Annotated in this window: 8 protein-coding genes and 2 pseudogenes; 3 read left to right on the forward strand and 7 right to left on the reverse strand. The window is 43.5% G+C overall.

The window, feature by feature from the left end:
- Positions 1–327 precede the first annotated feature (327 nt).
- Positions 328–1290, reverse strand: a complete 963-nt coding sequence (locus ACO1B7_RS07575) for an alpha/beta hydrolase (protein ID WP_423089994.1) — start codon at positions 1288–1290, stop codon at positions 328–330.
- Between the two features lie 293 nt (positions 1291–1583).
- Between ACO1B7_RS07575 and ACO1B7_RS07580 the strand changes: the two genes are divergently transcribed.
- On the forward strand, positions 1584–3284 hold the full coding sequence (locus tag ACO1B7_RS07580; RefSeq protein WP_423089995.1) for an NAD-dependent malic enzyme: 1701 nt from the start codon (positions 1584–1586) through the stop codon (positions 3282–3284).
- A 559-nt stretch (positions 3285–3843) separates the two neighbouring features.
- Here the strand turns inward: ACO1B7_RS07580 and ACO1B7_RS07585 are convergent.
- The 5 genes from ACO1B7_RS07585 to ACO1B7_RS07605 form a co-directional block, all read right to left on the reverse strand.
- Entirely contained in the window at positions 3844–5103 is a 1260-nt protein-coding gene (locus ACO1B7_RS07585) for a type II toxin-antitoxin system HipA family toxin (RefSeq protein WP_004728771.1), read from the reverse strand.
- Between the two features lie 4 nt (positions 5104–5107).
- Positions 5108–5410 carry a helix-turn-helix transcriptional regulator gene (locus ACO1B7_RS07590; RefSeq protein WP_000364388.1) on the reverse strand — a complete coding sequence of 101 codons (303 nt, stop codon included), beginning with the start codon at positions 5408–5410 and terminating at the stop codon, positions 5108–5110.
- 599 nt (positions 5411–6009) lie between these two features.
- Positions 6010–8967: a site-specific integrase gene (locus ACO1B7_RS07595; RefSeq protein ID WP_086266525.1), complete on the reverse strand. Its 2958-nt coding sequence runs from the start codon at positions 8965–8967 to the stop codon at positions 6010–6012.
- Complete coding sequence (locus tag ACO1B7_RS07600; protein WP_005249577.1) at positions 8964–11144, reverse strand: hypothetical protein; 2181 nt, start codon at positions 11142–11144, stop codon at positions 8964–8966. Before ACO1B7_RS07600 ends, ACO1B7_RS07595 begins: the two co-directional genes overlap by 4 nt.
- On the reverse strand, positions 11141–11638 hold the full coding sequence (locus ACO1B7_RS07605) for a hypothetical protein (protein WP_034435750.1): 498 nt from the start codon (positions 11636–11638) through the stop codon (positions 11141–11143). The genes ACO1B7_RS07600 and ACO1B7_RS07605 overlap by 4 nt, the downstream gene beginning before the upstream one ends.
- A 282-nt stretch (positions 11639–11920) precedes the next feature.
- Here ACO1B7_RS07605 and ACO1B7_RS07610 point away from each other — a divergent pair.
- A pseudogene (locus ACO1B7_RS07610) lies at positions 11921–12875 on the forward strand (IS5 family transposase).
- A 56-nt stretch (positions 12876–12931) separates the two neighbouring features.
- Here ACO1B7_RS07610 and ACO1B7_RS07615 read toward each other — a convergent pair.
- Positions 12932–13969, reverse strand: a pseudogene (locus tag ACO1B7_RS07615) (L,D-transpeptidase family protein).
- Between the two features lie 259 nt (positions 13970–14228).
- Between ACO1B7_RS07615 and ACO1B7_RS07620 the strand changes: the two are divergent.
- Positions 14229–25271 (forward strand): beta strand repeat-containing protein, encoded by an 11043-nt coding sequence (locus tag ACO1B7_RS07620; protein ID WP_423089996.1) that lies wholly within the window; start codon positions 14229–14231, stop codon positions 25269–25271.
- Positions 25272–25317 lie beyond the last annotated feature (46 nt).

Genomic DNA, 25317 nt, shown 5'->3' on the forward strand with positions numbered 1-25317 from the left:
TGGTGCAGGTCGAGCGCATATTACCGATCAAAAATATAGGCGCCTCTGCATTCAGCTCTACTATAAAGAGGGAAAAAGACGGGCGGTTGTTTGTTTACAGGCTTGCTACAAAAGACAATATTTGGAGGCAAGCAGTAGAAAAATAAAAGTTGTAAATTCTAAAGTCTTAAATTTAAAAACAAGGGTTTATAGCAATTATAAAGCATCGAAGGATTGGCATATTTTTAATGCGCTTGATTACATTTAGACCTAGTCAGGATTTAAAAGAAGCCAAGCAGGAGAAATGAGGGTAAGTTTCATTTCTCCTCGCTGCTTTATTTAAAGTGTTTAAAGGCCTTGGTCATGCAGCCACTGAAACAGTTGCTGATAAACCTGCTTACGCACAGATTGCTCTGAAAGTACCAGATCATGTAAACCGTTCTGGATACTTTGAACCGTGACATCGCCTTTAATTTTTTTGGCATATTTTTGAATGTCTTTAATGCCTAGAATCACATCGCTGCTCTGTGCGGCTTTGCCCCATTTTTTAGGGTATAAGGTCTGATGCGAATGCATGATGAGTACCGGAACATCGAGCTGAACACCGCGATGAATTTCCTTCTGTGCCTCATGAATGGCACGAATAAAACTGATTCGAACCATCGGGTAGCGGGTCTTTTTCCAGTCCAGACTGAAGTCCCATTCGCCTTTTAAATCCTTATGCAGGCTGGTGGCATACCACTTGTTCAGCTCGCTTGGAAATTGAAGGTTGGGAAAAATTTTGGCCAGTCTGCTCAGTTGCGGAATGCCAAGCGCACGCTTGATCGGATTCATATTGAAGTCATAAAATGGACTGTTGACCCAAAGTGCTTTGATTAAAGGGTGCTGCGGATGATGTGCCGCATACAAGGTCGTGGTCAGGCCGCCGGTAGAATGACCACAGAGCAGGGCAGCATCGTGACCTTCGGCTGCTATAATGTCGAGTGCCTGGGTAATTTCTGCATCATATTCAGCCAAGTCATAGACGTTATAATATTTTTGATGCGGCAGAATCGAACGTCCGTATTTTCTTAAATCCAGCGCATAAAAATCAAAACCATGCTGATTAAAGCGCTCTGCCATTTCGGTCTGAAAAAAATAATCGATAAAGCCGTGAATATATAAAACTGCTTTTTTTGTGGGTTGGGCTGCTTTTTTACGGATCAGGGTTGCTACGACTTTGCCCTCATAATCATCGGGAAAGTTTAAGGTCGCTTGCTCATAGCCTGTCCCCAAAATATCGGGCTGATAAAGCGGTTGCAGTTCACTCATTTTTATACTCGTTGGTCTTATTAAATTTATGCTTTATCCTTGATGAGCTGAGGTTTTTTGTCAAACAGATCTTGCTGCCGATTTAAATTAAAAATACGAATAGGGATTAATTTTAGAAACCGTCCAAAACCTAGGCTGAAAATAAGTGTTATCAGATTATAAAATCTTGCTACAAGTGTTATAAATTTGCTAAATGACCTAACAGCTTAAAATCAGGCTAAGCTATATAAAATAAACAAAGTGATGTGATTATTTTGGCAGAACTGCCGAAGATTGATTAGATGAGTTAAATAATGCCCAGAGAAAATTTGAACAGTAAACGCCCTTTATATATTCCTTATGCTGGAAATACTCTGCTAGAACTCCCACTACTCAATAAAGGCTCTGCATTTTCTGAAGAAGAGCGCAGAAGTTTTAACTTGCATGGCTTGATTCCTCATGTCACCGAGACGATTGAGGAGCAAAGTCAGCGTTCTTATCAGCAGTATTGTGCTTTCAGCAGTGATATTAACAAGCATATTTATTTGCGGAATATTCAGGATACCAATGAGACCCTGTTTTACCATCTGATTGAAAATCACCTCAGTGAGATGATGCCGATTATCTATACCCCGACTGTGGGTGAGGCATGTCAGCGCTTTTCTGATATTTATCGCCGTCATCGTGGGATCTTTATTTCCTATCCTGACCGTGATCAGATCGATCAGATTATTCACAATATCAACAAAAAAAACGTGAAAGTGATTGTGATCACAGATGGTGAGCGCATTCTGGGTCTTGGAGATCAAGGCATTGGTGGTATGGGGATTCCAATTGGAAAACTGGCACTCTACACCGCGTGTGGCGGGATTAGCCCGGCTTATACCTTGCCAATTACCCTTGATGTCGGTACCAATAATCAGCAGTTGTTGAATGACCCGATTTATATGGGCTGGCGTGAACCGCGAATCAGCGGCGATGAATACTATGCCTTTGTTGAGATGGTGATTCAGGCGATTCAACAGCGCTGGCCAGATGCCTTAATTCAGTTTGAAGACTTTGCACAGAAAAATGCCATGCCTTTACTGGAAAAATACCGTGATCGAATCTGTTGTTTTAATGATGATATTCAGGGCACCGCAGCAGTGTCTGTGGGCAGCCTGATTGCTGCTTCGCGCGCAGCAGGCAAACTGCTCAAAGATCAGGTGGTTACTTTCCTGGGCGCAGGTTCAGCCGGTTGCGGGATTGCAGAACAGATTATTAAGCAAATGGTTGCTGAGGGCTTAAGTGATGCCGAAGCACGCGCACGTGTATTTATGGTCGACCGCTTTGGTCTGATCACTGAGAATCAGCCGAATTTACTGGACTTCCAGCGAAAACTGGCACAGCCGCTTGAAAATGTAGAAAGCTGGGCAGATGCAGAGAGTATGATTTCTCTACTGGATGTGGTCAAACGTGCCAAACCGACGGTATTGATTGGCGTATCTGGACAGCCAGGTCTATTCACTCAGGAAGTGATTGAAGCCATGGCTGAAAACAGCGTACAACCGATTGTTTTCCCTTTATCTAACCCAACTTCCCGCGTAGAAGCTGTTCCGGCAGACATCTTGCAATGGACCAAAGGCAGAGCATTGATTGCAACGGGTAGTCCATTTGCCCCGGTGAATTATCAGGGACAGATTCATCATATTTCCCAATGCAATAACTCTTATATTTTTCCGGGTATCGGTCTGGGTGTAGTTGCTTCAGGTGCAAAACGTGTCACGGATAATATGCTGATGGCTTCAAGTAATGCCTTAGCGGACTGTTCTCCGAAACTGAAAGACCCTCAGGCGGATTTATTGCCAAATCTGGATTGTTTACAGTCAATTTCGAAGCAGATTGCATTAAAAGTGGCACTTGCTGCGATTGAAGACGGAGTAGCACCGAAAATCAGTGTAGAAGAATTACAGCTAGCAATAGAGCATAATTTTTGGACACCGCAATACCGTGATTATCAGCGGATTACCTTTTAATTGTATTGAAGAGGAACTCTTTATCATGGCCAATTTTTTATGCTAACTAGAGTTCATCTGATGCGTGGGTGAAATATAAAAAGCCCAGATCTTTTGATTAGGGCTTTTTTATTGTCGTAGGGGTGCCATGGTCACACCTTGGTTATAAAATCAGAAAGTACTTTAAGAATTTTTTATTGAGTGAAATAAAAATGAAAGGATCATTTAAAGAAAATAACATCAGCATAAAAAAAGCCCCGATCTTTCGATCAGGGCTTTTTTAGAATCTGGAGCGGGAAAGGAGACTCGAACTCCCTACGACCCCAACCTTGGCAAGGTCACCGAGATTTATGCCATTAAATGATGTTAACTATAAGTATATGATTTAATTGATTGTGTGTAGTTTTTAGTGGGGTGAAATTTTTAGCAATTTAGATCATTTTAGGGTATTTTGGTCACTTCATATTGGAAATTTTAGTCTATAAAAGTCACCTGTATTTTGGTGCGAATTTTCATGAGAAACAACAACATTATATAATTTAATATAATGATTCTTGATCCTCATGAAAACTTTTTATATTCAATTCAATAAATGAATATTATGCTCAATCCTATTTTGGATCATCTGGAGAGTCTCTGTTTGAATTTGTCCAGGTAATAGATCATGAGCGATATTGCTGAATCGGATTGCAACCTTACAAATCGAGCCAATAATTTCATCGACTTCTTGGGCAGAAAGTTCCGCTTCCTGAGTACCAAGTTTTACAAGAGCTTGTCGAGGAATATCCAGTGCCTCACCCATGATATCCATTTGATGATATCCACCTGGCCCCTCACAGAAAGTAACATCATAGGCAGGGGAGAGTTTCCATTGCCCATTTTGGGACATCAGAAATGAAAAGTTTTTGCAATGATCATCTCGATTATTGAAGACTACATTGAAAACAGCTCGCTTGAATGCAATTGCTTTTTCGCGAACATCATTGGTGCAAAAGTGTGCAGCGCGAAGAAAGTTACTGTAGTCTAAACTCCCTGGTGATTTAAAATCAGCTCCTGTGAAGGCCGCTAAACTTTGCATAGGGATACGCATGCCATCGTGGCGGTCAAATCTCTTTGATGCAAATGCGGTTAATCCATTCGGAAGAGTAAAATATTGAGTGTCAGGGGTATCAATATGACAATGACGCAAACATTCTGCATAAACAGCTTCAATTGCACAAACTTCAGGATGCTCTTGCTGAGCGGGAAATTTGATCAGCCAAGCTTCATGTTGATGTGAGCTAACTGTTGAGAATTCGTTGGTGACAGGATCACGATAGACGAGTGCTTTTGGCCTTGCACCTTGTGGAGATCCACCCATAATTAATAAATGCTGTAAAAATTCTGCACCTTCTCCTTTGAGAACTTGCTGAACTTCTTGAGCGAGTTTAATCAGTGGAATATTTTCAGTTAATGCTAACTCAGGTGCTGATGGTTCAAAGGATAATGCCCCCATTGCATGTGTATTAATATACGTGAGTCGTTCTAATGGCCCAATCCGTGCTGGATTGAGTCCATTTTTTTTAAATAATCGATCCATAAGAAGCATGCCCCAACCATCGGGTAGGGCATCATATATAGGACCTGGCAATCCCATTTGATGTGTAGGAAAGTTCGTTCTTAATGAGTCACCTTTTAATGGAAGTAGGTAAGAGGAAAGTTCTAAACCTTTACTGATCGCTTCTGCACTGTATTCAAAGGCAATTAATGGCCGACCTGTGATTGCGGTTGAGGAGACCAGTGTACCCCAAAGCCAATATTCACCCCATCCATTGTAGTAAACATTAAGTTTTTTGAGCATGGACTTATTTCCTTTTGATACGTTGGCGAGCCGTATTGCTCTCATAGCGGAGAATGTCATTTACACTGTTTAAATGAGGTTTGAAGAGTTCCTCTAATTCTTTTAATCGGCCCAATACCATGGCAACGCGTACTAAATTTTCAAATGAAACATTTCGACCGGCTTCCAGATTAGATACTGTATTCACACTAATACCAGCACGTGTAGCGACGTCTGCCTGAGTCATTTCCAGATAAAGTCGTTCTTTGCGAAGCCTTTCACATAATAACGTGACAACCTCTTCAGGCTTTTTGAATTTTAAATCCATAATATTGGGTCTTATATCTATATATATCTATTAAAACACAAAATAATGGATTTATAGAAATAAACCATTTGATGTAAGGAGGGTGCTTAATTGGCCTGATTAGATCTAATTAGACTAAAAAAGTCTAATTAGACATTTACAATTTAATAGAGTCTAACAACCTGCTTTAAGCTTAATCAGTTTCGCCTGATGTCGCGAGGAACCAGTATTTGCTATCAGGTTAATCTGGAATATTTGGCACAAGTGGTTTGGAGCAATGAGGTTGGGCAGGGGTTTATCTTTTCTGATAACTTATTGGGTACCGATTCACAACTTATTCATCATATTCTGAAAATATTTCTTCAATTTCATTGTGCTGCGGCAATTTATGCTTTTTATTCACTTCGAATTGTAAACTAATACTGCAAATTCTTGTTTAAATGATCATTAAATTTTGTGCTAACTTGGACAGACATTATTTGGCTAGTGGGACAAACAGTTATTGCTCTTTAAGATGATTAATTTTACCACTCACGCTTGGAAGTCTATATTAAATCATTACAGGAATGACTGGTAAACCACGAATAAGAATGCGTGGCAAACTTATCCAATAATTTGCATTAAAGATGAGAAACTATCATCAGATACATCAGTAACTTGAATACCCCAAGTGCTTTTGCATCTTTATCCTTGAAGCAGAACTTAATTCGCCTTTCATTTTCAGTCAGGCTGAAGTTTTCTGCCCGTAATGTTAAATCCTGTAATGTCTTTTTGAGCTCTGTTTTGCTCTGCTGAGAGAGTTCTAAATGAAGATATTTTTTGGGAAATAAGCTATGAATAAAAGAAAGAAGTTTCTTCAGTTGCCGTTTTTCATTCAGTTCAAAAATTAACTGGGCTGAATTGGGCTGAACTTTTTCAAGATAAATTGAGTAGATCGTATGAAGCTGTTTTTTGTATTTACTTTGTACATTTGCATAACGCTCCTGAACATGTTGAATGACCTTTTTTTCCTCCTGATTGGTTGGCAACATGGTGACCAATGCATTCGGAGTTTTCCTTAAAAAATCTGTGGTAAATAACCTCGATGATTTTTTTTGGTTTACACAGGAGGTTTTCAAATGCTGGGCTCTAGCACGTAATTTTTGCGCGATTTGCAAAGGAATAGTTTCAGGTAACATAAGGTCTTGTTCTTTTTCTACTGCAAGAATGTGATGCAATAATTCAAAAGTCATCTCTGAGTCATGAGCTCCTAGCATCAGTGAATCAGGCGATTTCTGTTGACCTAGTTGAAATTGATGATCATGTTGCCTGTAACGGTCTTTAGTGAGTTGATGAAATAAAAACTGTTTGATCGCCCGCTGCTGAACAGGATATTTAATGGCATCATCATGTTTCAGAATGTTAAAATAGGCTTCTTTAGGAAGCGGGCTGTGCATTTGATTCAGCTGGTAGCTAATTGCTAGATGCATTAAATGCAGATAGCTTGAACAAGTGGTTTCAGGCGTTAGGTGCCCGGCAAAATGAGAAAGTGCATACCAGGTTTGCTGAGTATTTCTGTTTCGCAACAATGCATAACGGATACGTAATTGCTCATGTGGGCTATAGTCAGTAAATGCATCTGCAAGAGTTGAGTTTTTTAAAATCAGGTAAAGATGATTAAATGCAGAATGGCGCAGACTATGGTAAGTAAAATTGTGTTCTCCAAAAACTGGCTGGATCAATTGTTTCAATAGGGAATTCACTTCATTTTCATGAGTTTCTTCTAAGGACTGTTTTAAAAACAGCGGGTGTGCAACTAATTTTCCTTGTTCTTTTAGCAGACGTTTTCTATTCTGACTGTATGTTTTAAATGCATGTAATTCGTCGGCTTTAAGTAGATGATGCAGGGGAATCTTGCGGTAAGCTGAGTAGCTTTTTTGATTTTTATTGCGATTGTTGCGAATGGTGAGTATCACAGCATCTTCACTAATAAATAGATCACGTACGAAGATATTCAATGTTTCATTGATCCGTAGTCCGACTCTGAATCCTAGAATAAAAATCAGTTTAAATATATTTTTATCCTGAATCGAAATATCTTGAGTATTTTCGAGCTGCTCTAGCATGTGGTGAAAAATATGGGGCGAGATCAATGCGGTTCTGCAGATTTTTACCTGGATTAAATTATCTAGATCGATAGTGGGTGCGTTAAAGAATAAGGTCTGTTTGTGATGAAACTCCTGTAGACGTTTTTGTAAAGTCGCTCTAGTTGTTTCTTTCTTTAATAAAAGCATTTCTCCATACAGATCTTCAAAATCAGCATCTGAAAATGATGAAATATCTTTGTCTTGCGTTGCCTGCAGCCAATGGACTGCAAACTGTGAAAACATGGTCTTCAGAGAACTTTGCTTGAGCGGCTGAAAATCTGCACGTATAAGCTTGCGCTTAAATCGTTGCTGCTGCTGAATAATATGATTGAGAAGGTCCAGTTGATGTTCCGTTAATTTTGAGCGTAGAATGCTCCACAGCAGCAAACGTTCCAAGGCTGAAGATTGTTCTCTGGCATATAATTCTATGAGTTGATCGCTATAGTTTTTTGCACGAATAGCTTGACGTATTTCTACTAAAATATCGGCAACATCTAATGCAATAGTGACTTTAGACTGGTCTTGAGGGTTTTCATAAACTTCCTGAATCGTATGGGTAGGCGTGGGTTCAGGCTGAATAAAATAAGCTGCTAATTGTTTTTCGAGAGGACTGGAACTGTAAATTTCATTTTTTAAGATACAAATGGACATTTGATCCAGTCCACTGTTTTTTAGGAACTGTGTGTAGTAAAAACCATATTTTAACAGGTCTTTATAACGTACCTTTTCCTCAGGAAAGCATTCGATGATGCAAGTGTTGATCACTTGTTCTGCGTCATCAATATCTGAAAATAAATCAAATTTTTGATGTTTTAGTCTGTAGATCCAGCATTTCACAATATCGTTTAACACAAACGTTTTTGTATAGCTCACTGAAAAATTCAGGTTATTTATACGCTGATTACCGAAATGCCGGTTCGGGATCTCAAGTGAAACAATATGATTTAGGTTTGAAAAGCTTTGAAATTTCTTTGTTTTTAAAATGATTTTTAAAAACTTTTGTAGTTCGTTCTCATTATAAATGCCATTAAATAATATTGTGCTGATCAAACAAAAAGCGAGGGATTGAGTTGGACTGAAGTCATTATGTTCTGTCCAGTGAGCAATCAAATTTTTGGCAAATTGAGTCACCCTTTTACCATGTTTTAAAGTCTCAATATTTTGTTGGGGTGGGGGGCTTTCATGACGAACAGGTGTTGCAGGAATAGGGTAGTTTTGATTTGATAAACGATTAAAACGCTTGATATATTTCGCGAATTCTAAGCGTGCCATTTTATGACTACGAGTATTAGATTTGTACTTTTCCAAAAGTTGATTATCGACTTGTCTATATACATCGGAATAGTTTTCAGGTGTAAGCTCTAGGCATTTCTCACTAAATAATTTAAGAAGAAATTCCTTATTTTTTATAAGTTTTTTTTGTCGTTTTAGGGAGTGTGGATGTCTGCTCATTTAATCATGATCCCGTTGAATGTCGACATACTTTTAAGCTCTAATATTTCAATTAGCTTATCTTGTGCTGTTCTGATTTGATCGTAATCAGTCGCCTGAAAAGCTGAATAGCGGTCAAACAGTCCCTGCATTGCTTCGTCATGACCAAAGATGCCTTTAACTACATCTTCATTGCAGTCTTGTGCAAAAAAATAACGAGCAAAGTGGCGGGTCCAATTGCGCTGAAGGGCTATTTCTGTACAGTATTTTTGAATATCAGAAAGTTCTAAATTTCGGATATATCCTTGTGGATCGTAAAATAATAGAAAGGGGCGTTCACCCTCGAAGACCTCATGGATTGCTTGTACTTGTTCATTGGACAGATAGGCTTTTGTGAGGTAGAGAAAGTGTTTTAAATATTTTAGGTAATGCTGTATTTCATCACGAAGATAATCGTTAAACGGTAGATATCGTCCAATGGTGCCCGAATAACGCTGCTCTTTATCTGCAACAGCCATCAATTGATTGTCGAGGTCAATATAATCTAGATTGGGCGGGAAGGACTCACTTGGTCGTGCTGACGTTATCAGCATGCAAATATGCCATAGCCAGATTGAATAATATTTTAAAGTCTCAAAAGGATTCGGATGTTCCCTCACTCGTTGGTCAAGCTGGTGAAAAAATGATTTAACAAATGGTAGATTAGGTGTCTGCTGACTACCAAAAGAATGCGGGTTACTGAATTCTTCAAGATATTCAGTTTCCAGCTGAGGAACAGTCAAAGTTAGAATTTGAGTATAAATATTAATAATATCCACGATTTGTGTTGAAGAGTAATGGCATGGAATATAGTGCTGAACACTTTCTCCATTAAGCAATTTGCTTTCCAGTTCATACTCAAGTTCATTCAATGCAATATCACTGAGTAAGCGCGGAAGATTTTGTGTTGTTAACTGGAAGGTCAGCCCTTTATTAATTTTTTGTAAATACTCCTGTATCTTGGAATCAATCTCAACACCATCCATTTTTTTCAACTGACTTAGATTTTCCAGATAATATTGAGGCAGAGGAATCGTAAAAGAATTCACGGTATTCAACCGATGTTTTCTTAAAACAAAATCCTTGAATTTAGAGACTTCAAAGCTTTGCTTAAAGAAACATTTTTGGGGTTGCAGTGATACTTCTTTGTTTTTTGTACTGACTCGTAAATTTTTTTGAAATACCGGCAGATCTTTATAATGAGTAAGACTGAGGACTGAAAATAAAAGCAGGGTATGAATTGGAGAGTTTTCTGCCTGTTCTAATAAAATTTGCATAATGTACTGTGCGGTAGGCAAATCGAAGACCCGAGGATTCGGCTTGCTCATTAGCTCATTCTTGTTTTGATGCAGAATTTGATTTTTGAGATTATTGATCTGAGCTGTGATAGAACATTGCTCTAGTGAGTTAAATTCAAAATTATGATCTTCAACTTTTTCTATAGTTTTATCTTCGCGTGGTTGTTTAGCTGTACCTTGTTCAAAATGAGTCTGATACGTTTGTTCATCATCGAGAGATATTCTTGATATCTTTTGAACATCAGTTTGAGGAGCTTCTTTGGCACCTGAACTGCTTTGGCGATTTCGTTTTAAACGTTCAGACTGAGTAAAGACATATTGATAGATGACACGTAGATTTGCCAGCTGGCCAATTTGTTTTTCATCTAAATTTGGTGTGGAGCGGTTAAGTAACTCTCTATTCTCTGTTTCAGCTTTATTTAAAAACTTAAGAAGATCCTCCAACTCAATAGGGAGAGGTGGTAATAAGTTATAAAGCCAATGGTATTCCTGTTTTTTGCTGGCTAAACGAAAACGTCTACAGAGGTTAGCTACAGTGGCTGCATGTTCTTTGCTATCAAGCAATTCAATACATCGAGTATTAAAAATGGCCCATTTCAGGGCATTAGCTTGATATGCTGAAGGCGTATTAATGACTGCAATAAGATAATGAACGAGAGGATATTCACTGATTGATTGTTCTACAAGTTTTTGATTTATAATATTGTTAAGTTCAATAATTTTAGTAGGTTTAATGAACTCATTGAGTTTGATAGAATCCTGATAATTTTCCAGCTTTGCTTCTGCTAGTGTTTGATAGAATTCTCGAAACGGCTCAAGCTTTAATTCTTGAGTATCTTCTAAGTAACTATATCCGTTCATGATGATATTCCAGCCAGAATTTTTTCTAATGAAAGTGGACCAGCATAATTTGAAATAGGACTTACTGGACTTTTGGATTTAGACAGCCCTGATAATTCTCGTAGATGATTGATAGTTAGAACTTCCTGACCGAAAACTTCCTGAAGATGTGCGGCTAAGTATTGTTCATTTAGCCAATGTGCGATGATATCTAAGCCATGAATTGAGTGATGTAATCCGGAACATAGTAATGCCTTTACTTCGCTTAAAGCCATGATGGTGAATTCGTAGGAATTATTTTTTTCATAAGCTCTAAACGTAAATTCAGTTTTATACTTATTGTAAAAATAAGCATAGATCCAGCTGAAATGACTACTAAAAAAATAGTGATCAGCTTTGTCTGTTGTCAGAAGAGGAATTTCGATATTCTGTTTAAAAGTTAAATTCAAGTGATAGTTTTGCTGTTTCTCATTAAGCTGAAAAAATAGAGCAATCCAGATTTGGTAGGCATGCATACATTTTGGATAACACATTAATTGTAAGTTTTTTGAAGATACACGATGACTTTTAATAGCTTTTTTTTTTATAGACATATGCTGATGTCTCCCCATATTTATGCCAAGTGGCTGAAAAATAAGCTATAATATTCACGTATTTTTTATAGGAGAGTCAAGGGTTGCGCACCCTATATTGTGTTATTAAATTGTAAATTTCACTATATATAGTGTTTTTAATCTTTTTAGGGCTTTGTTGCACAAACCTATCTGTAAAGGGTTTTTCAGCGATATAATTTTCAAATGAAGAAGCCTACACACAAAATCTACCGCACAACCAATTGGCCCGCATATAACCGAGCACTCATGAGTCGCGGAAATATTGCCATTTGGTTTGATCCTGCTACGCAATGGTATGCGCCATCAAAAGGCAAACAAGGGCGAAATCAAACCTACTCCGACGCAGCCATCCAATGCTGCTTAATGATTAAATCCTTATTCCGTCTGTCTTTACGTATGGTCACTGGCTTTGTGCAAAGTCTGATTAAACTTTGCGGATGAGCAGCCCCGAATATCAGTGATATTCGTACACCACGCTTTGTAGAAGACAAAAGCATATTGATATTGTAATCAGCTACCAAAAAAGTAGCGATGGGCTGCCTTGCGCAATATATTGCTCATCGTAGACTCTACAGGCATGAAGTTTCTAGGTGAGGGCGAATGGAAACGCAAGAAACATGGACCTGAATATCGTCGCCAATGGCGTAAACTTCATATTGGTATAGATGCTAAAACCCTGCAAATACGAGCAGTTCAGCTTACAACCAATAATGTCAGTGATTCACAGGTGCTTGGTGATTTACTTAATCAGATTCCACAAGATGAGCAGATTGACTCTGTTTATACCGATGGAGCTTATGACACCAAGCAATGCCGTCAGGTCATTGCAGATCGGCAAGCACATGCGGTGATTCCACCTAGAAAAAATGCGAAACCATGGAAAGATACAAAGAGTAGCTCGCTAGAGCGAAATGAATTACTTCGAACAGTTAAACGTTTAGGCAGGACATTATGGAAAAAATGGTCAGGCTATCATCGGCGCAGTTTGGTGGAAACCAAGATGCATTGCATCAAATTATTAGGCGATAAATTAATGGCAAGAAGCTTTCCTAGTCAGGTGAATGAAATTCATGCACGTGTAGCAGTCCTCAACAGATTTACGGAATTAGGTCGACCACTTACCCAAGTTACGCCTTAAATTTGGCTCAATTAGGGGCGCTTTGCATTTCAAATCTTTGTGCAACAAAGCCGCTTCTACTCCAAAAATCTGACAGTCATGCCTTTGCGAACAATTTTAGATAAATTATTTGCGTCCCAATTGGTCAATCGAATACACCCATGCGAAGCTGTTTTAGAAATTAAAGCGGGGTTGGGTGTCCCATGAATTCCAAAAGAAGGTCGAGATAAACCAATCCAAATATTTCCAACTGGATTATTCGGTCCGGGCGGTAAACTAAGAGGTTTAAGATTTTTGCCTTGAATAAAATTCTTAGGGTTATAGCTGTAGTGTGGATTTGGCACAATGCTCCCAATCACATGAGTGCCAGATGGTGAGGGATTATCTTCACTACCAATGGTTGCAGGAAAAGAAGCAATCATCTTATTTTGTTGATCAAGCAAATATAATTGTTTTGAGCCTTTGTGCGCGATAATCATTTTTATATTTTTTGGCAACGTGTTTTTCACATTTGCCACAATAATCTTTTCACCAACTTTATTAAAAGTTGCACCTGAATTTATTTTTTGTAAAAACAATTCATCCATATGAAACTTTTAGCCCAGCATCTCAGTCACACGGGTGTAATACAAACCTCGCATCTTTGATTGTTCAGCATAATCTACAGGAATAGATTGAGCATAAGGCCCCTTCAAGTCTTGTGCAGTAATCGTGTATTCAATAAATGTTGGTTGGGTTGTATCTTCATTTAAAAGATGCCAAGTATTTGCGTCTAAGATTCCATCACCACTTAGACCCTTCATAATTTGAAAAGCTGAAATCGCTTTAACAGTATTTAAGCCCAATGAACCATCAATCGCCCCTGAGGATGAATAGTGGCGACTCAACAGGACTTGTAACTTTGCGTAAACAGGAAGATAGCCTTTTTCAAGATTGTCTGACCATTCAGCTTTATTTAGATTATCTAAAGACCATGTGCTGGGTTGATTTAACAATGCCAAATTGTTCTGATCATTAGTTGAAATACTAAGTAGACTGTGCGGTTCTCGTGCGTTTGCATAAGTTGAAAAAATACAGATATTACTCAAGCAAATAATTAAGAAACGACTCAACATAGTAGCTAATCCCAAGGTAAAACGATTTATCAAAATGACAATACCAATAATTTAAATAAAGTTAAATAAATGCGCCTTTGTAACAATTTTAGTTAAAAAAATGCCAACTTAAGAAGGTAAATGTATATGGACTGTAACACTAATATTGTATATTAATTAACTAAACTAGGATAATTTCGTGCCCGCGCTAAAGTAAATTTTGCCATACAAGTATAAATAATTGATATGGCTAAACTTTCAAATTGAGGTAAAATTATAAATGAATACAACAGTAAAAGTAATCTCGGTTGACGGTGATGTTTGGCGCTTTTCCAATACAAATAAAAAATTAATTCTAAAAAAAGGGGCAAAACTTCAGGCAAAGGATGTATTGCATCTTTCTGAAGAAAGCAATGTCGTATTGCAGCTTTCAAATGGTCGTGTGGTTGAAATACACGGTAAAGATTTAACGAATAATGGCGGTAATTTTAGCCTGAGTTCTTTATTGGGCGAATCAAATTCAGATATCGATAAAATTGTAAATTTTGCAAAATCATTTCAGCAAATGAATGACACTGAACAACAAAATGATGTTGTTCGTTTGGATGATGGTCGCGTATTTAAAAAAGAAGGTAAAGATTATGTTGAAATTGCGGGAGAGTCCTTTGATGGCGATCCTGATGTAACTCAAGGTGGTCATCGTTTTGTTCAACTTACTCGTGTGGGCGAAACATCTGTCGCCGACGGTATAAAACCGTTAATGCTGAATCGAGTGTTAGATAATATTCCGCCTTTAGGAATTGAGTACCCAATATTATCTTCAGTTATCAAACCATTTGAGCATGGTTTGGGTGGTGGTAGTTGGACACCTTTGTCTCCATTTGCACCTACACCAAACACGCCACCTGTCGCAAGCGATGACACGTACAACACCGCATTCAACACGCCAGTGGCACTCAACCCATTGGCAAATGACAGCGATGCAGATGGCAACCCATTGACCATCACCGCGATCAATGGTGTGACCTTGACCCCGGGCACCGCCCAACAAATCAACACCCCGAACGGTGTGGTGAACATTGATGCCCAAGGCACCATTACCTTCACCCCGAACAATGGCTTTACTGGACAAGAAAGCTTCAACTACAGCATCAGCGATGGCCAAGGTGGCAGCTCAACAGCAACTGAAGCCATCAACGTTGCAGCAGCACCAAACACACCACCTGTTGCAAGCGATGACACGTACAACACCGCATTCAACACGCCAGTGACCTTAAACCCATTGGCAAATGATACCGATGCAGATGGCAACCCATTGACCATCACCGCGATCAATGGCGTGACCTTGACCCCGGGCACCGCCCAACAAATCAACACCCCGAACGGTATCGTGAACATTGATGCCCAAGGCACCATTACCTTCACCCCGAACACAGGCTTTAGCGGTCAAGAAAGCTTCAACTACAGCATCAGCGATGGCCAAGGTGGCAGCTCAACAGCAACTGAAACCATCAACGTTTCAGCAGCACCAAACACACCACCTGTTGCAAGCGATGACACGTACAACACCGCATACAACACGCCAGTGACCTTAAACCCATTGGCAAATGATACCGATGCAGATGGCAACCCATTGACCATCACCGCGATCAATGGCGTGACCTTGACCCCGGGCACCGCCCAACAAATCAACACCCCGAACGGTATCGTGAACATTGATGCCCAAGGCACCATTACCTTCACCCCGAACACAGGCTTTAGCGGTCAAGAAAGCTTCAACTACAGCATCAGCGATGGCCAAGGTGGCAGCTCAACAGCAACTGAAACCATCAACGTTTCAGCAGCACCGAACACACCACCTGTTGCAAGCGATGACACGTACAACACCGCATTCAACACGCCAGTGACCTTAAACCCATTGGCAAATGATACCGATGCAGATGGCAACCCATTGACCATCACCGCGATCAATGGCGTGACCTTGACCCCGGGCACCGCCCAACAAATCAACACCCCGAACGGTATCGTGAACATTGATGCCCAAGGCACCATTACCTTCACCCCGAACACAGGCTTTAGCGGTCAAGAAAGCTTCAACTACAGCATCAGCGATGGCCAAGGTGGCAGCTCAACAGCGACTGAAACCATCAACGTTTCAGCAGCACCGAACACACCACCTGTTGCAAGCGATGACACGTACAACACCGCATTCAACACGCCAGTGACCTTAAACCCATTGGCAAATGATACCGATGCAGATGGCAACCCATTGACCATCACCGCGATCAATGGCGTGACCTTGACCCCGGGCACCGCCCAACAAATCAACACCCCGAACGGTATCGTGAACATTGATGCCCAAGGCACCATTACCTTCACCCCGAACACAGGCTTTAGCGGTCAAGAAAGCTTCAACTACAGCATCAGCGATGGCCAAGGTGGCACTTCAAGCGCGACTGAAACCATCAACGTTGATGCCGTCCCAACCATCAGCGTGGGTAACGACAGCCAAGTAGAAGGCACTGATCTGGTTCACACAGTGAACTTGAGCAACCCATCCAGCACGGCACAAAGCTATGCGATCAGCCTCACTGGCAACACGGCCACAGCAGGCACTGACTTCGACGACGTATTGGCGAATGCGGTGTTTAGCAATGGCGTGACTTACAATGCTGGCACGGGACAAATCACGGTACCAGCAGGCGTGACCAGCTTCACCGTGGGCTATGCAACGACCCAAGACAACATCTTCGAGGCAGACGAAACCACGACCTTAACCATCGGCGGTTCAACCGGTACCGGCACCATCAGCAATGACGATGCCGTCCCAACCATCAGCGTGGGTAACGACAGCCAAGTAGAAGGCACTGATCTGGTTCACACAGTGAACTTGAGCAACCCATCCAGCACGGCACAAAGCTATGCGATCAGCCTCACTGGCAACACGGCCACAGCAGGCACTGACTTCGACGACGTATTGGCGAATGCGGTGTTTAGCAATGGCGTGACTTACAATGCTGGCACGGGACAAATCACGGTACCAGCAGGCGTGACCAGCTTCACCGTGGGCTATGCAACGACCCAAGACAACATCTTCGAGGCAGACGAAACCACGACCTTAACCATCGGCGGTTCAACCGGTACCGGCACCATCAGCAATGACGATGCCGTCCCAACCATCAGCGTGGGTAACGACAGCCAAGTAGAAGGCACTGATCTGGTTCACACAGTGAACTTGAGCAACCCATCCAGCACGGCACAAAGCTATGCGATCAGCCTCACTGGCAACACGGCCACAGCAGGCACTGACTTCGACGACGTATTGGCGAATGCGGTGTTTAGCAATGGCGTGACTTACAATGCTGGCACGGGACAAATCACGGTACCAGCAGGCGTGACCAGCTTCACCGTGGGCTATGCAACGACCCAAGACAACATCTTCGAGGCAGACGAAACCACGACCTTAACCATCGGCGGTTCAACCGGTACCGGCACCATCAGCAATGACGATGCCGTCCCAACCATCAGCGTGGGTAACGACAGCCAAGTGGAAGGCACTGATCTGGTTCACACAGTGAACTTGAGCAACCCATCCAGCACGGCACAAAGCTATGCGATCAGCCTCACTGGCAACACGGCCACAGCAGGCACTGACTTCGACGACGTATTGGCGAATGCGGTGTTTAGCAATGGCGTGACTTACAATGCTGGCACGGGACAAATCACGGTACCAGCAGGCGTGACCAGCTTCACCGTGGGCTATGCAACGACCCAAGACAACATCTTCGAGGCAGACGAAACCACGACCTTAACCATCGGCGGTTCAACCGGTACCGGCACCATCAGCAATGACGATGCCGTCCCAACCATCAGCGTGGGTAACGACAGCCAAGTGGAAGGCACTGATCTGGTTCACACAGTGAACTTGAGCAACCCATCCAGCACGGCACAAAGCTATGCGATCAGCCTCACTGGCAACACGGCCACAGCAGGCACTGACTTCGACGACGTATTGGCGAATGCGGTGTTTAGCAATGGCGTGACTTACAATGCTGGCACGGGACAAATCACGGTACCAGCAGGCGTGACCAGCTTCACCGTGGGCTATGCAACGACCCAAGACAACATCTTCGAGGCAGACGAAACCACGACCTTAACCATCGGCGGTTCAACCGGTACCGGCACCATCAGCAATGACGATGCCGTCCCAACCATCAGCGTGGGTAACGACAGCCAAGTAGAAGGCACTGATCTGGTTCACACAGTGAACTTGAGCAACCCATCCAGCACGGCACAAAGCTATGCGATCAGCCTCACTGGCAACACGGCCACAGCAGGCACTGACTTCGACGACGTATTGGCGAATGCGGTGTTTAGCAATGGCGTGACTTACAATGCTGGCACGGGACAAATCACGGTACCAGCAGGCGTGACCAGCTTCACCGTGGGCTATGCAACGACCCAAGACAACATCTTCGAGGCAGACGAAACCACGACCTTAACCATCGGCGGTTCAACCGGTACCGGCACCATCAGCAATGACGATGCCGTCCCAACCATCAGCGTGGGTAACGACAGCCAAGTAGAAGGCACTGATCTGGTTCACACAGTGAACTTGAGCAACCCATCCAGCACGGCACAAAGCTATGCGATCAGCCTCACTGGCAACACGGCCACAGCAGGCACTGACTTCGACGACGTATTGGCGAATGCGGTGTTTAGCAATGGCGTGACTTACAATGCTGGCACGGGACAAATCACGGTACCAGCAGGCGTGACCAGCTTCACCGTGGGCTATGCAACGACCCAAGACAACATCTTCGAGGCAGACGAAACCACGACCTTAACCATCGGCGGTTCAACCGGTACCGGCACCATCAGCAATGACGATGCCGTCCCAACCATCAGCGTGGGTAACGACAGCCAAGTAGAAGGCACTGATCTGGTTCACACAGTGAACTTGAGCAACCCATCCAGCACGGCACAAAGCTATGCGATCAGCCTCACTGGCAACACGGCCACAGCAGGCACTGACTTCGACGACGTATTGGCGAATGCGGTGTTTAGCAATGGCGTGACTTACAATGCTGGCACGGGACAAATCACGGTACCAGCAGGCGTGACCAGCTTCACCGTGGGCTATGCAACGACCCAAGACAACATCTTCGAGGCAGACGAAACCACGACCTTAACCATCGGCGGTTCAACCGGTACCGGCACCATCAGCAATGACGATGCCGTCCCAACCATCAGCGTGGGTAACGACAGCCAAGTAGAAGGCACTGATCTGGTTCACACAGTGAACTTGAGCAACCCATCCAGCACGGCACAAAGCTATGCGATCAGCCTCACTGGCAACACGGCCACAGCAGGCACTGACTTCGACGACGTATTGGCGAATGCGGTGTTTAGCAATGGCGTGACTTACAATGCTGGCACGGGACAAATCACGGTACCAGCAGGCGTGACCAGCTTCACCGTGGGCTATGCAACGACCCAAGACAACATCTTCGAGGCAGACGAAACCACGACCTTAACCATCGGCGGTTCAACCGGTACCGGCACCATCAGCAATGACGATGCCGTCCCAACCATCAGCGTGGGTAACGACAGCCAAGTAGAAGGCACTGATCTGGTTCACACAGTGAACTTGAGCAACCCATCCAGCACGGCACAAAGCTATGCGATCAGCCTCACTGGCAACACGGCCACAGCAGGCACTGACTTCGACGACGTATTGGCGAATGCGGTGTTTAGCAATGGCGTGACTTACAATGCTGGCACGGGACAAATCACGGTACCAGCAGGCGTGACCAGCTTCACCGTGGGCTATGCAACGACCCAAGACAACATCTTCGAGGCAGACGAAACCACGACCTTAACCATCGGCGGTTCAACCGGTACCGGCACCATCAGCAATGACGATGCCGTCCCAACCATCAGCGTGGGTAACGACAGCCAAGTGGAAGGCACTGATCTGGTTCACACAGTGAACTTGAGCAACCCATCCAGCACGGCACAAAGCTATGCGATCAGCCTCACTGGCAACACGGCCACAGCAGGCACTGACTTCGACGACGTATTGGCGAATGCGGTGTTTAGCAATGGCGTGACTTACAATGCTGGCACGGGACAAATCACGGTACCAGCAGGCGTGACCAGCTTCACCGTGGGCTATGCAACGACCCAAGACAACATCTTCGAGGCAGACGAAACCACGACCTTAACCATCGGCGGTTCAACCGGTACCGGCACCATCAGCAATGACGATGCCGTCCCAACCATCAGCGTGGGTAACGACAGCCAAGTAGAAGGCACTGATCTGGTTCACACAGTGAACTTGAGCAACCCATCCAGCACGGCACAAAGCTATGCGATCAGCCTCACTGGCAACACGGCCACAGCAGGCACTGACTTCGACGACGTATTGGCGAATGCGGTGTTTAGCAATGGCGTGACTTACAATGCTGGCACGGGACAAATCACGGTACCAGCAGGCGTGACCAGCTTCACCGTGGGCTATGCAACGACCCAAGACAACATCTTCGAGGCAGACGAAACCACGACCTTAACCATCGGCGGTTCAACCGGTACCGGCACCATCAGCAATGACGATGCCGTCCCAACCATCAGCGTGGGTAACGACAGCCAAGTAGAAGGCACTGATCTGGTTCACACAGTGAACTTGAGCAACCCATCCAGCACGGCACAAAGCTATGCGATCAGCCTCACTGGCAACACGGCCACAGCAGGCACTGACTTCGACGACGTATTGGCGAATGCGGTGTTTAGCAATGGCGTGACTTACAATGCTGGCACGGGACAAATCACGGTACCAGCAGGCGTGACCAGCTTCACCGTGGGCTATGCAACGACCCAAGACAACATCTTCGAGGCAGACGAAACCACGACCTTAACCATCGGCGGTTCAACCGGTACCGGCACCATCAGCAATGACGATGCCGTCCCAACCATCAGCGTGGGTAACGACAGCCAAGTAGAAGGCACTGATCTGGTTCACACAGTGAACTTGAGCAACCCATCCAGCACGGCACAAAGCTATGCGATCAGCCTCACTGGCAACACGGCCACAGCAGGCACTGACTTCGACGACGTATTGGCGAATGCGGTGTTTAGCAATGGCGTGACTTACAATGCTGGCACGGGACAAATCACGGTACCAGCAGGCGTGACCAGCTTCACCGTGGGCTATGCAACGACCCAAGACAACATCTTCGAGGCAGACGAAACCACGACCTTAACCATCGGCGGTTCAACCGGTACCGGCACCATCAGCAATGACGATGCCGTCCCAACCATCAGCGTGGGTAACGACAGCCAAGTAGAAGGCACTGATCTGGTTCACACAGTGAACTTGAGCAACCCATCCAGCACGGCACAAAGCTATGCGATCAGCCTCACTGGCAACACGGCCACAGCAGGCACTGACTTCGACGACGTATTGGCGAATGCGGTGTTTAGCAATGGCGTGACTTACAATGCTGGCACGGGACAAATCACGGTACCAGCAGGCGTGACCAGCTTCACCGTGGGCTATGCAACGACCCAAGACAACATCTTCGAGGCAGACGAAACCACGACCTTAACCATCGGCGGTTCAACCGGTACCGGCACCATCAGCAATGACGATGCCGTCCCAACCATCAGCGTGGGTAACGACAGCCAAGTAGAAGGCACTGATCTGGTTCACACAGTGAACTTGAGCAACCCATCCAGCACGGCACAAAGCTATGCGATCAGCCTCACTGGCAACACGGCCACAGCAGGCACTGACTTCGACGACGTATTGGCGAATGCGGTGTTTAGCAATGGCGTGACTTACAATGCTGGCACGGGACAAATCACGGTACCAGCAGGCGTGACCAGCTTCACCGTGGGCTATGCAACGACCCAAGACAACATCTTCGAGGCAGACGAAACCACGACCTTAACCATCGGCGGTTCAACCGGTACCGGCACCATCAGCAATGACGATGCCGTCCCAACAATTTCAGTCAACAACGTGACGGCAACCGAAGGCACCGATGCGTATGAAGTATTTACGGTTAGCCTCAGCAATCCAAGTTCAGGTCCGATCGTATTTAACCCAACCTTGAGCAATGGCACAGCGATTGTGGGCACCGATACCGGCACGGCATTGCAATACAACAACGGCACGAGCTGGGTGGCCGTTCCAGCTGGCGGAATCACTTTCGCAGCAGGACAAACCTCAGTACAAGTCCGCGTTGCAGTGACCGATGACAACATCGATGAAGCGAACGAAACCTTCAACCTGACTGCGACCGTGACCAGTGGCAGCACAGCGAATACAAGTGCGACCGGTGTAGGTACGATCGTGGATAACGATCCAGCACCTGTTCTTAACATCACTGGACCAGCAACCATTAATGAAACAGCAGGTACGGCTACATATACGGTTACTTTGACAGGAAATACAAGCCTACCTGTAACGGTTAATTATGGTACAGCGAATGGTACGGCAACGTCAGGAACAGACTACACTAGCACATCAGGAACATTAACGTTTGCTGTAGGAGAAACTAGCAAAACGATTACTGTTCCGATATTGAATGACTTTAAAGTCGAGAGTTCAGAAAATTATACAATTACACTGAGTTCTCCGACAAATGCCACGATTAATACTGGAACCGTAACTACATCAATTATTGATGATGATGTTGCGCCAGTGGTTGATTTAGATGCGAATAATAGCTCTGGTGAAACAGGCTATGATTACCGCACATTCTATACAGTTGGTGGGGGTCTTGCTGTTTCGATCAGTGATATTGACACTAATGTTACGGATGTAAATGTTCCTGTTGGTACAGACGCAACGACTAAGCATATTAAGAGTGCAACTGTTGAATTAACTAACGCACAAACTGGAGATGCATTTAACTTCGGGACAATGCCAAGTGGTATTACGGCGAGTAAGGTCGGAAATATCATTACTTTAACTTCAACTGACCCAAATGGTTCGACTTTAGATGCTTTTGAAAGCGCAATTAAAGCTGTTACATTCGCAGCGGATGCCAATACACCAAATGCAACGGTAGATCGAATTGTTAAAGTGAATGTTACGGATATCGGTGATAACGTTAGTAATAATGCATTTACAACCATTACCGTGAATGTTATTCAAGCACCAGGTACACCAGGTTCTCCAGTGAATAATGGTGACAATACATTAATAGGTGGAGATGGTGATGACGTATTACTCGGAGATGCCGGTGGTGTTAAAACTGTGCTTGTACCAGGTACAAACTATAACATTGCCTTTATCCTCGATGTATCGGGCAGTATGGCATTTGATCTAGATCAAGGGTCTGGCACTTCCCAAGAACGCTTGAATTTATTGAAAGATGGCTTAAAACAGTATATTCAAAATACCGTTTTACCATTTGCCGCCAAAGCAGGTACAGTAGATGGTGGACATATCAATATTGCATTGATTAAGTTTGCAAGTTTGGTAAATACTAGCTTAACGATTAGTATTGCAGATGTAGTCAATGGCGATTGGTCTGCTATAAACACTGCAATTGATAGCTTGGTTGCAGGTGGTGGTACTAACTATGAAGCTGCATTTTATGAGGCAGAAAAATGGTTTAAAGGTGTTACAACGGGAGCAAATGACGCAAATGCCACGACCAATGCGACTGATAAAGCATCAACGAATGCAGATGGTACCGCAATTGCAGGTTATAAAAACTTAACTTTCTTTATTACTGACGGTAACCCAACAAGTTATATAGATACGAGTGGTAATCATAATCTCGATGGCGATGGCACAGCGACATCAGTCAGAGAGCTTAGTGAGGGTAAATCTACCTTTGAACATGGTTACCAATTAACGACGGGTAATAAGGGTTTAGCGAATATAAGTACTGTTCATGCAATTGGTATTGGTAATGCAGTGACTAAGTCATGGTTGCAATTGTTTGATAATACTGATTCGATAGGTAATATTACTGTTGATGTAGGTACGGCTAATGCACCTACAGTGGCATCTATTGCTGATTTTAATTCCACTTCAGGTAACAATGCGCCAGCTTCTTGGGTCGCAAGTGGTGATGCGGCTGCAGCTACGCGAAGTATTTATAATAAACTATTGCTGTCTGATACTACACAAGGGAATGGCACAGCTGCGGTGTATCAAGGTCCGAGTTTTGCTGTAACAGGAAGCAGTACCTTTGTATCATTTGAATATGGACGTGCCAATTGGGCTGCTGGTGATACCTTTACATGGAAGTTACAACGCCTAATCAGTGGAGTATGGGAAACAGTTGAAGTGGGTTCGAATGTGACAACAAACGACCATGCTCCTACAGATGCTACTTCAACTGGATTCTTTATGCAATCAGGTATCTTGCTCGCAGGGACATACCGTTTGCAGTTTGAAGTTGAAGATAAATCGGGTACTGGTGCAAGTAACTATGTTGTGAGAATTGATAATGTTCAATTAAATACCAGTGCAGGTGCCGATACTGTGACAGGATCTGGTGGTAACCCCGACGTTGTATTAACTGCTGATCAATTCCAATATGCTTTAGAGGCAGGAGGGTTATCTGCAACCCCAACGCCTGTTGGTAATGACAAACTGTTTGGTGGTAATGGAAATGATGTCATGTTTGGCGATACCATCAATACGGATTGGTTGGACTGGACAGGCCGTAATTTGGATGCAGCCAATCAGCCAGATGCCGCAGGTTCAGGTATGGCAGCATTAAAAGAGTATTTAAGTCTCAGTCCATCTGATTATACCTTGGTGAACGCAGGTTTAGGTGTGCAAGATATTGATTTGTATAACTACATCAAAGCGGAATCGAATACCACAACGGGCATCAGCCGTTTTAATGCGACAGCAGAAACACGTGGCGGAAATGACGTGCTTGATGGTGGTGCGGGTAATGACATTTTGTATGGTCAAGGTGGTAATGACATTTTAATCGGCGGAGCAGGAAATGATATTCTGTTTGGTGGTACAGGCGCAGATACCTTTGTTTGGGGTAAATCGCTAAATACTACGACAGGTAATCTCGTAACCAACGGTACCAATGATGCTGATGGATCTACAGACATTATCAAAGACTTTAGCCTTGCTCAAGGAGACAAAGTTGATGCCAAAGCATTACTAAATGCTCTAGGTTGGACTTCTGGCTCATTAAGTGACTTTGTGAGTGTAACTGGTAATACTATTAACATTCATGATGTTGCTCAGACTCAAAGTGTCAATATCGTTGTCGAAAATCATAGCTTTAGCGACATCAGCGATATGATTACCAAAACTAATTTCCAGACCTAAATCTCAATTAGGGAGTGACCTCACTCCCTAATGTATTCAGTAATCT

The sequence above is a fragment of the Acinetobacter lwoffii genome, from assembly GCF_049367455.1.
GTDB classification, from domain to species: Bacteria; Pseudomonadota; Gammaproteobacteria; order Pseudomonadales; family Moraxellaceae; genus Acinetobacter; species Acinetobacter lwoffii_W.

Coding starts and splice junctions, on each gene's coding strand:
- ACO1B7_RS07605 (WP_034435750.1), bottom strand. CDS start 11,638: ATGCATGCCTACCAAATCTGGATTGCTCTATTTTTTCAGCTTAATGAG.
- ACO1B7_RS07575 (WP_423089994.1), bottom strand. CDS start 1,290: ATGAGTGAACTGCAACCGCTTTATCAGCCCGATATTTTGGGGACAGGC.
- ACO1B7_RS07580 (WP_423089995.1), top strand. CDS start 1,584: ATGCCCAGAGAAAATTTGAACAGTAAACGCCCTTTATATATTCCTTAT.
- ACO1B7_RS07595 (WP_086266525.1), bottom strand. CDS start 8,967: ATGAGCAGACATCCACACTCCCTAAAACGACAAAAAAAACTTATAAAA.
- ACO1B7_RS07585 (WP_004728771.1), bottom strand. CDS start 5,103: ATGCTCAAAAAACTTAATGTTTACTACAATGGATGGGGTGAATATTGG.
- ACO1B7_RS07620 (WP_423089996.1), top strand. CDS start 14,229: ATGAATACAACAGTAAAAGTAATCTCGGTTGACGGTGATGTTTGGCGC.
- ACO1B7_RS07590 (WP_000364388.1), bottom strand. CDS start 5,410: ATGGATTTAAAATTCAAAAAGCCTGAAGAGGTTGTCACGTTATTATGT.
- ACO1B7_RS07600 (WP_005249577.1), bottom strand. CDS start 11,144: ATGAACGGATATAGTTACTTAGAAGATACTCAAGAATTAAAGCTTGAG.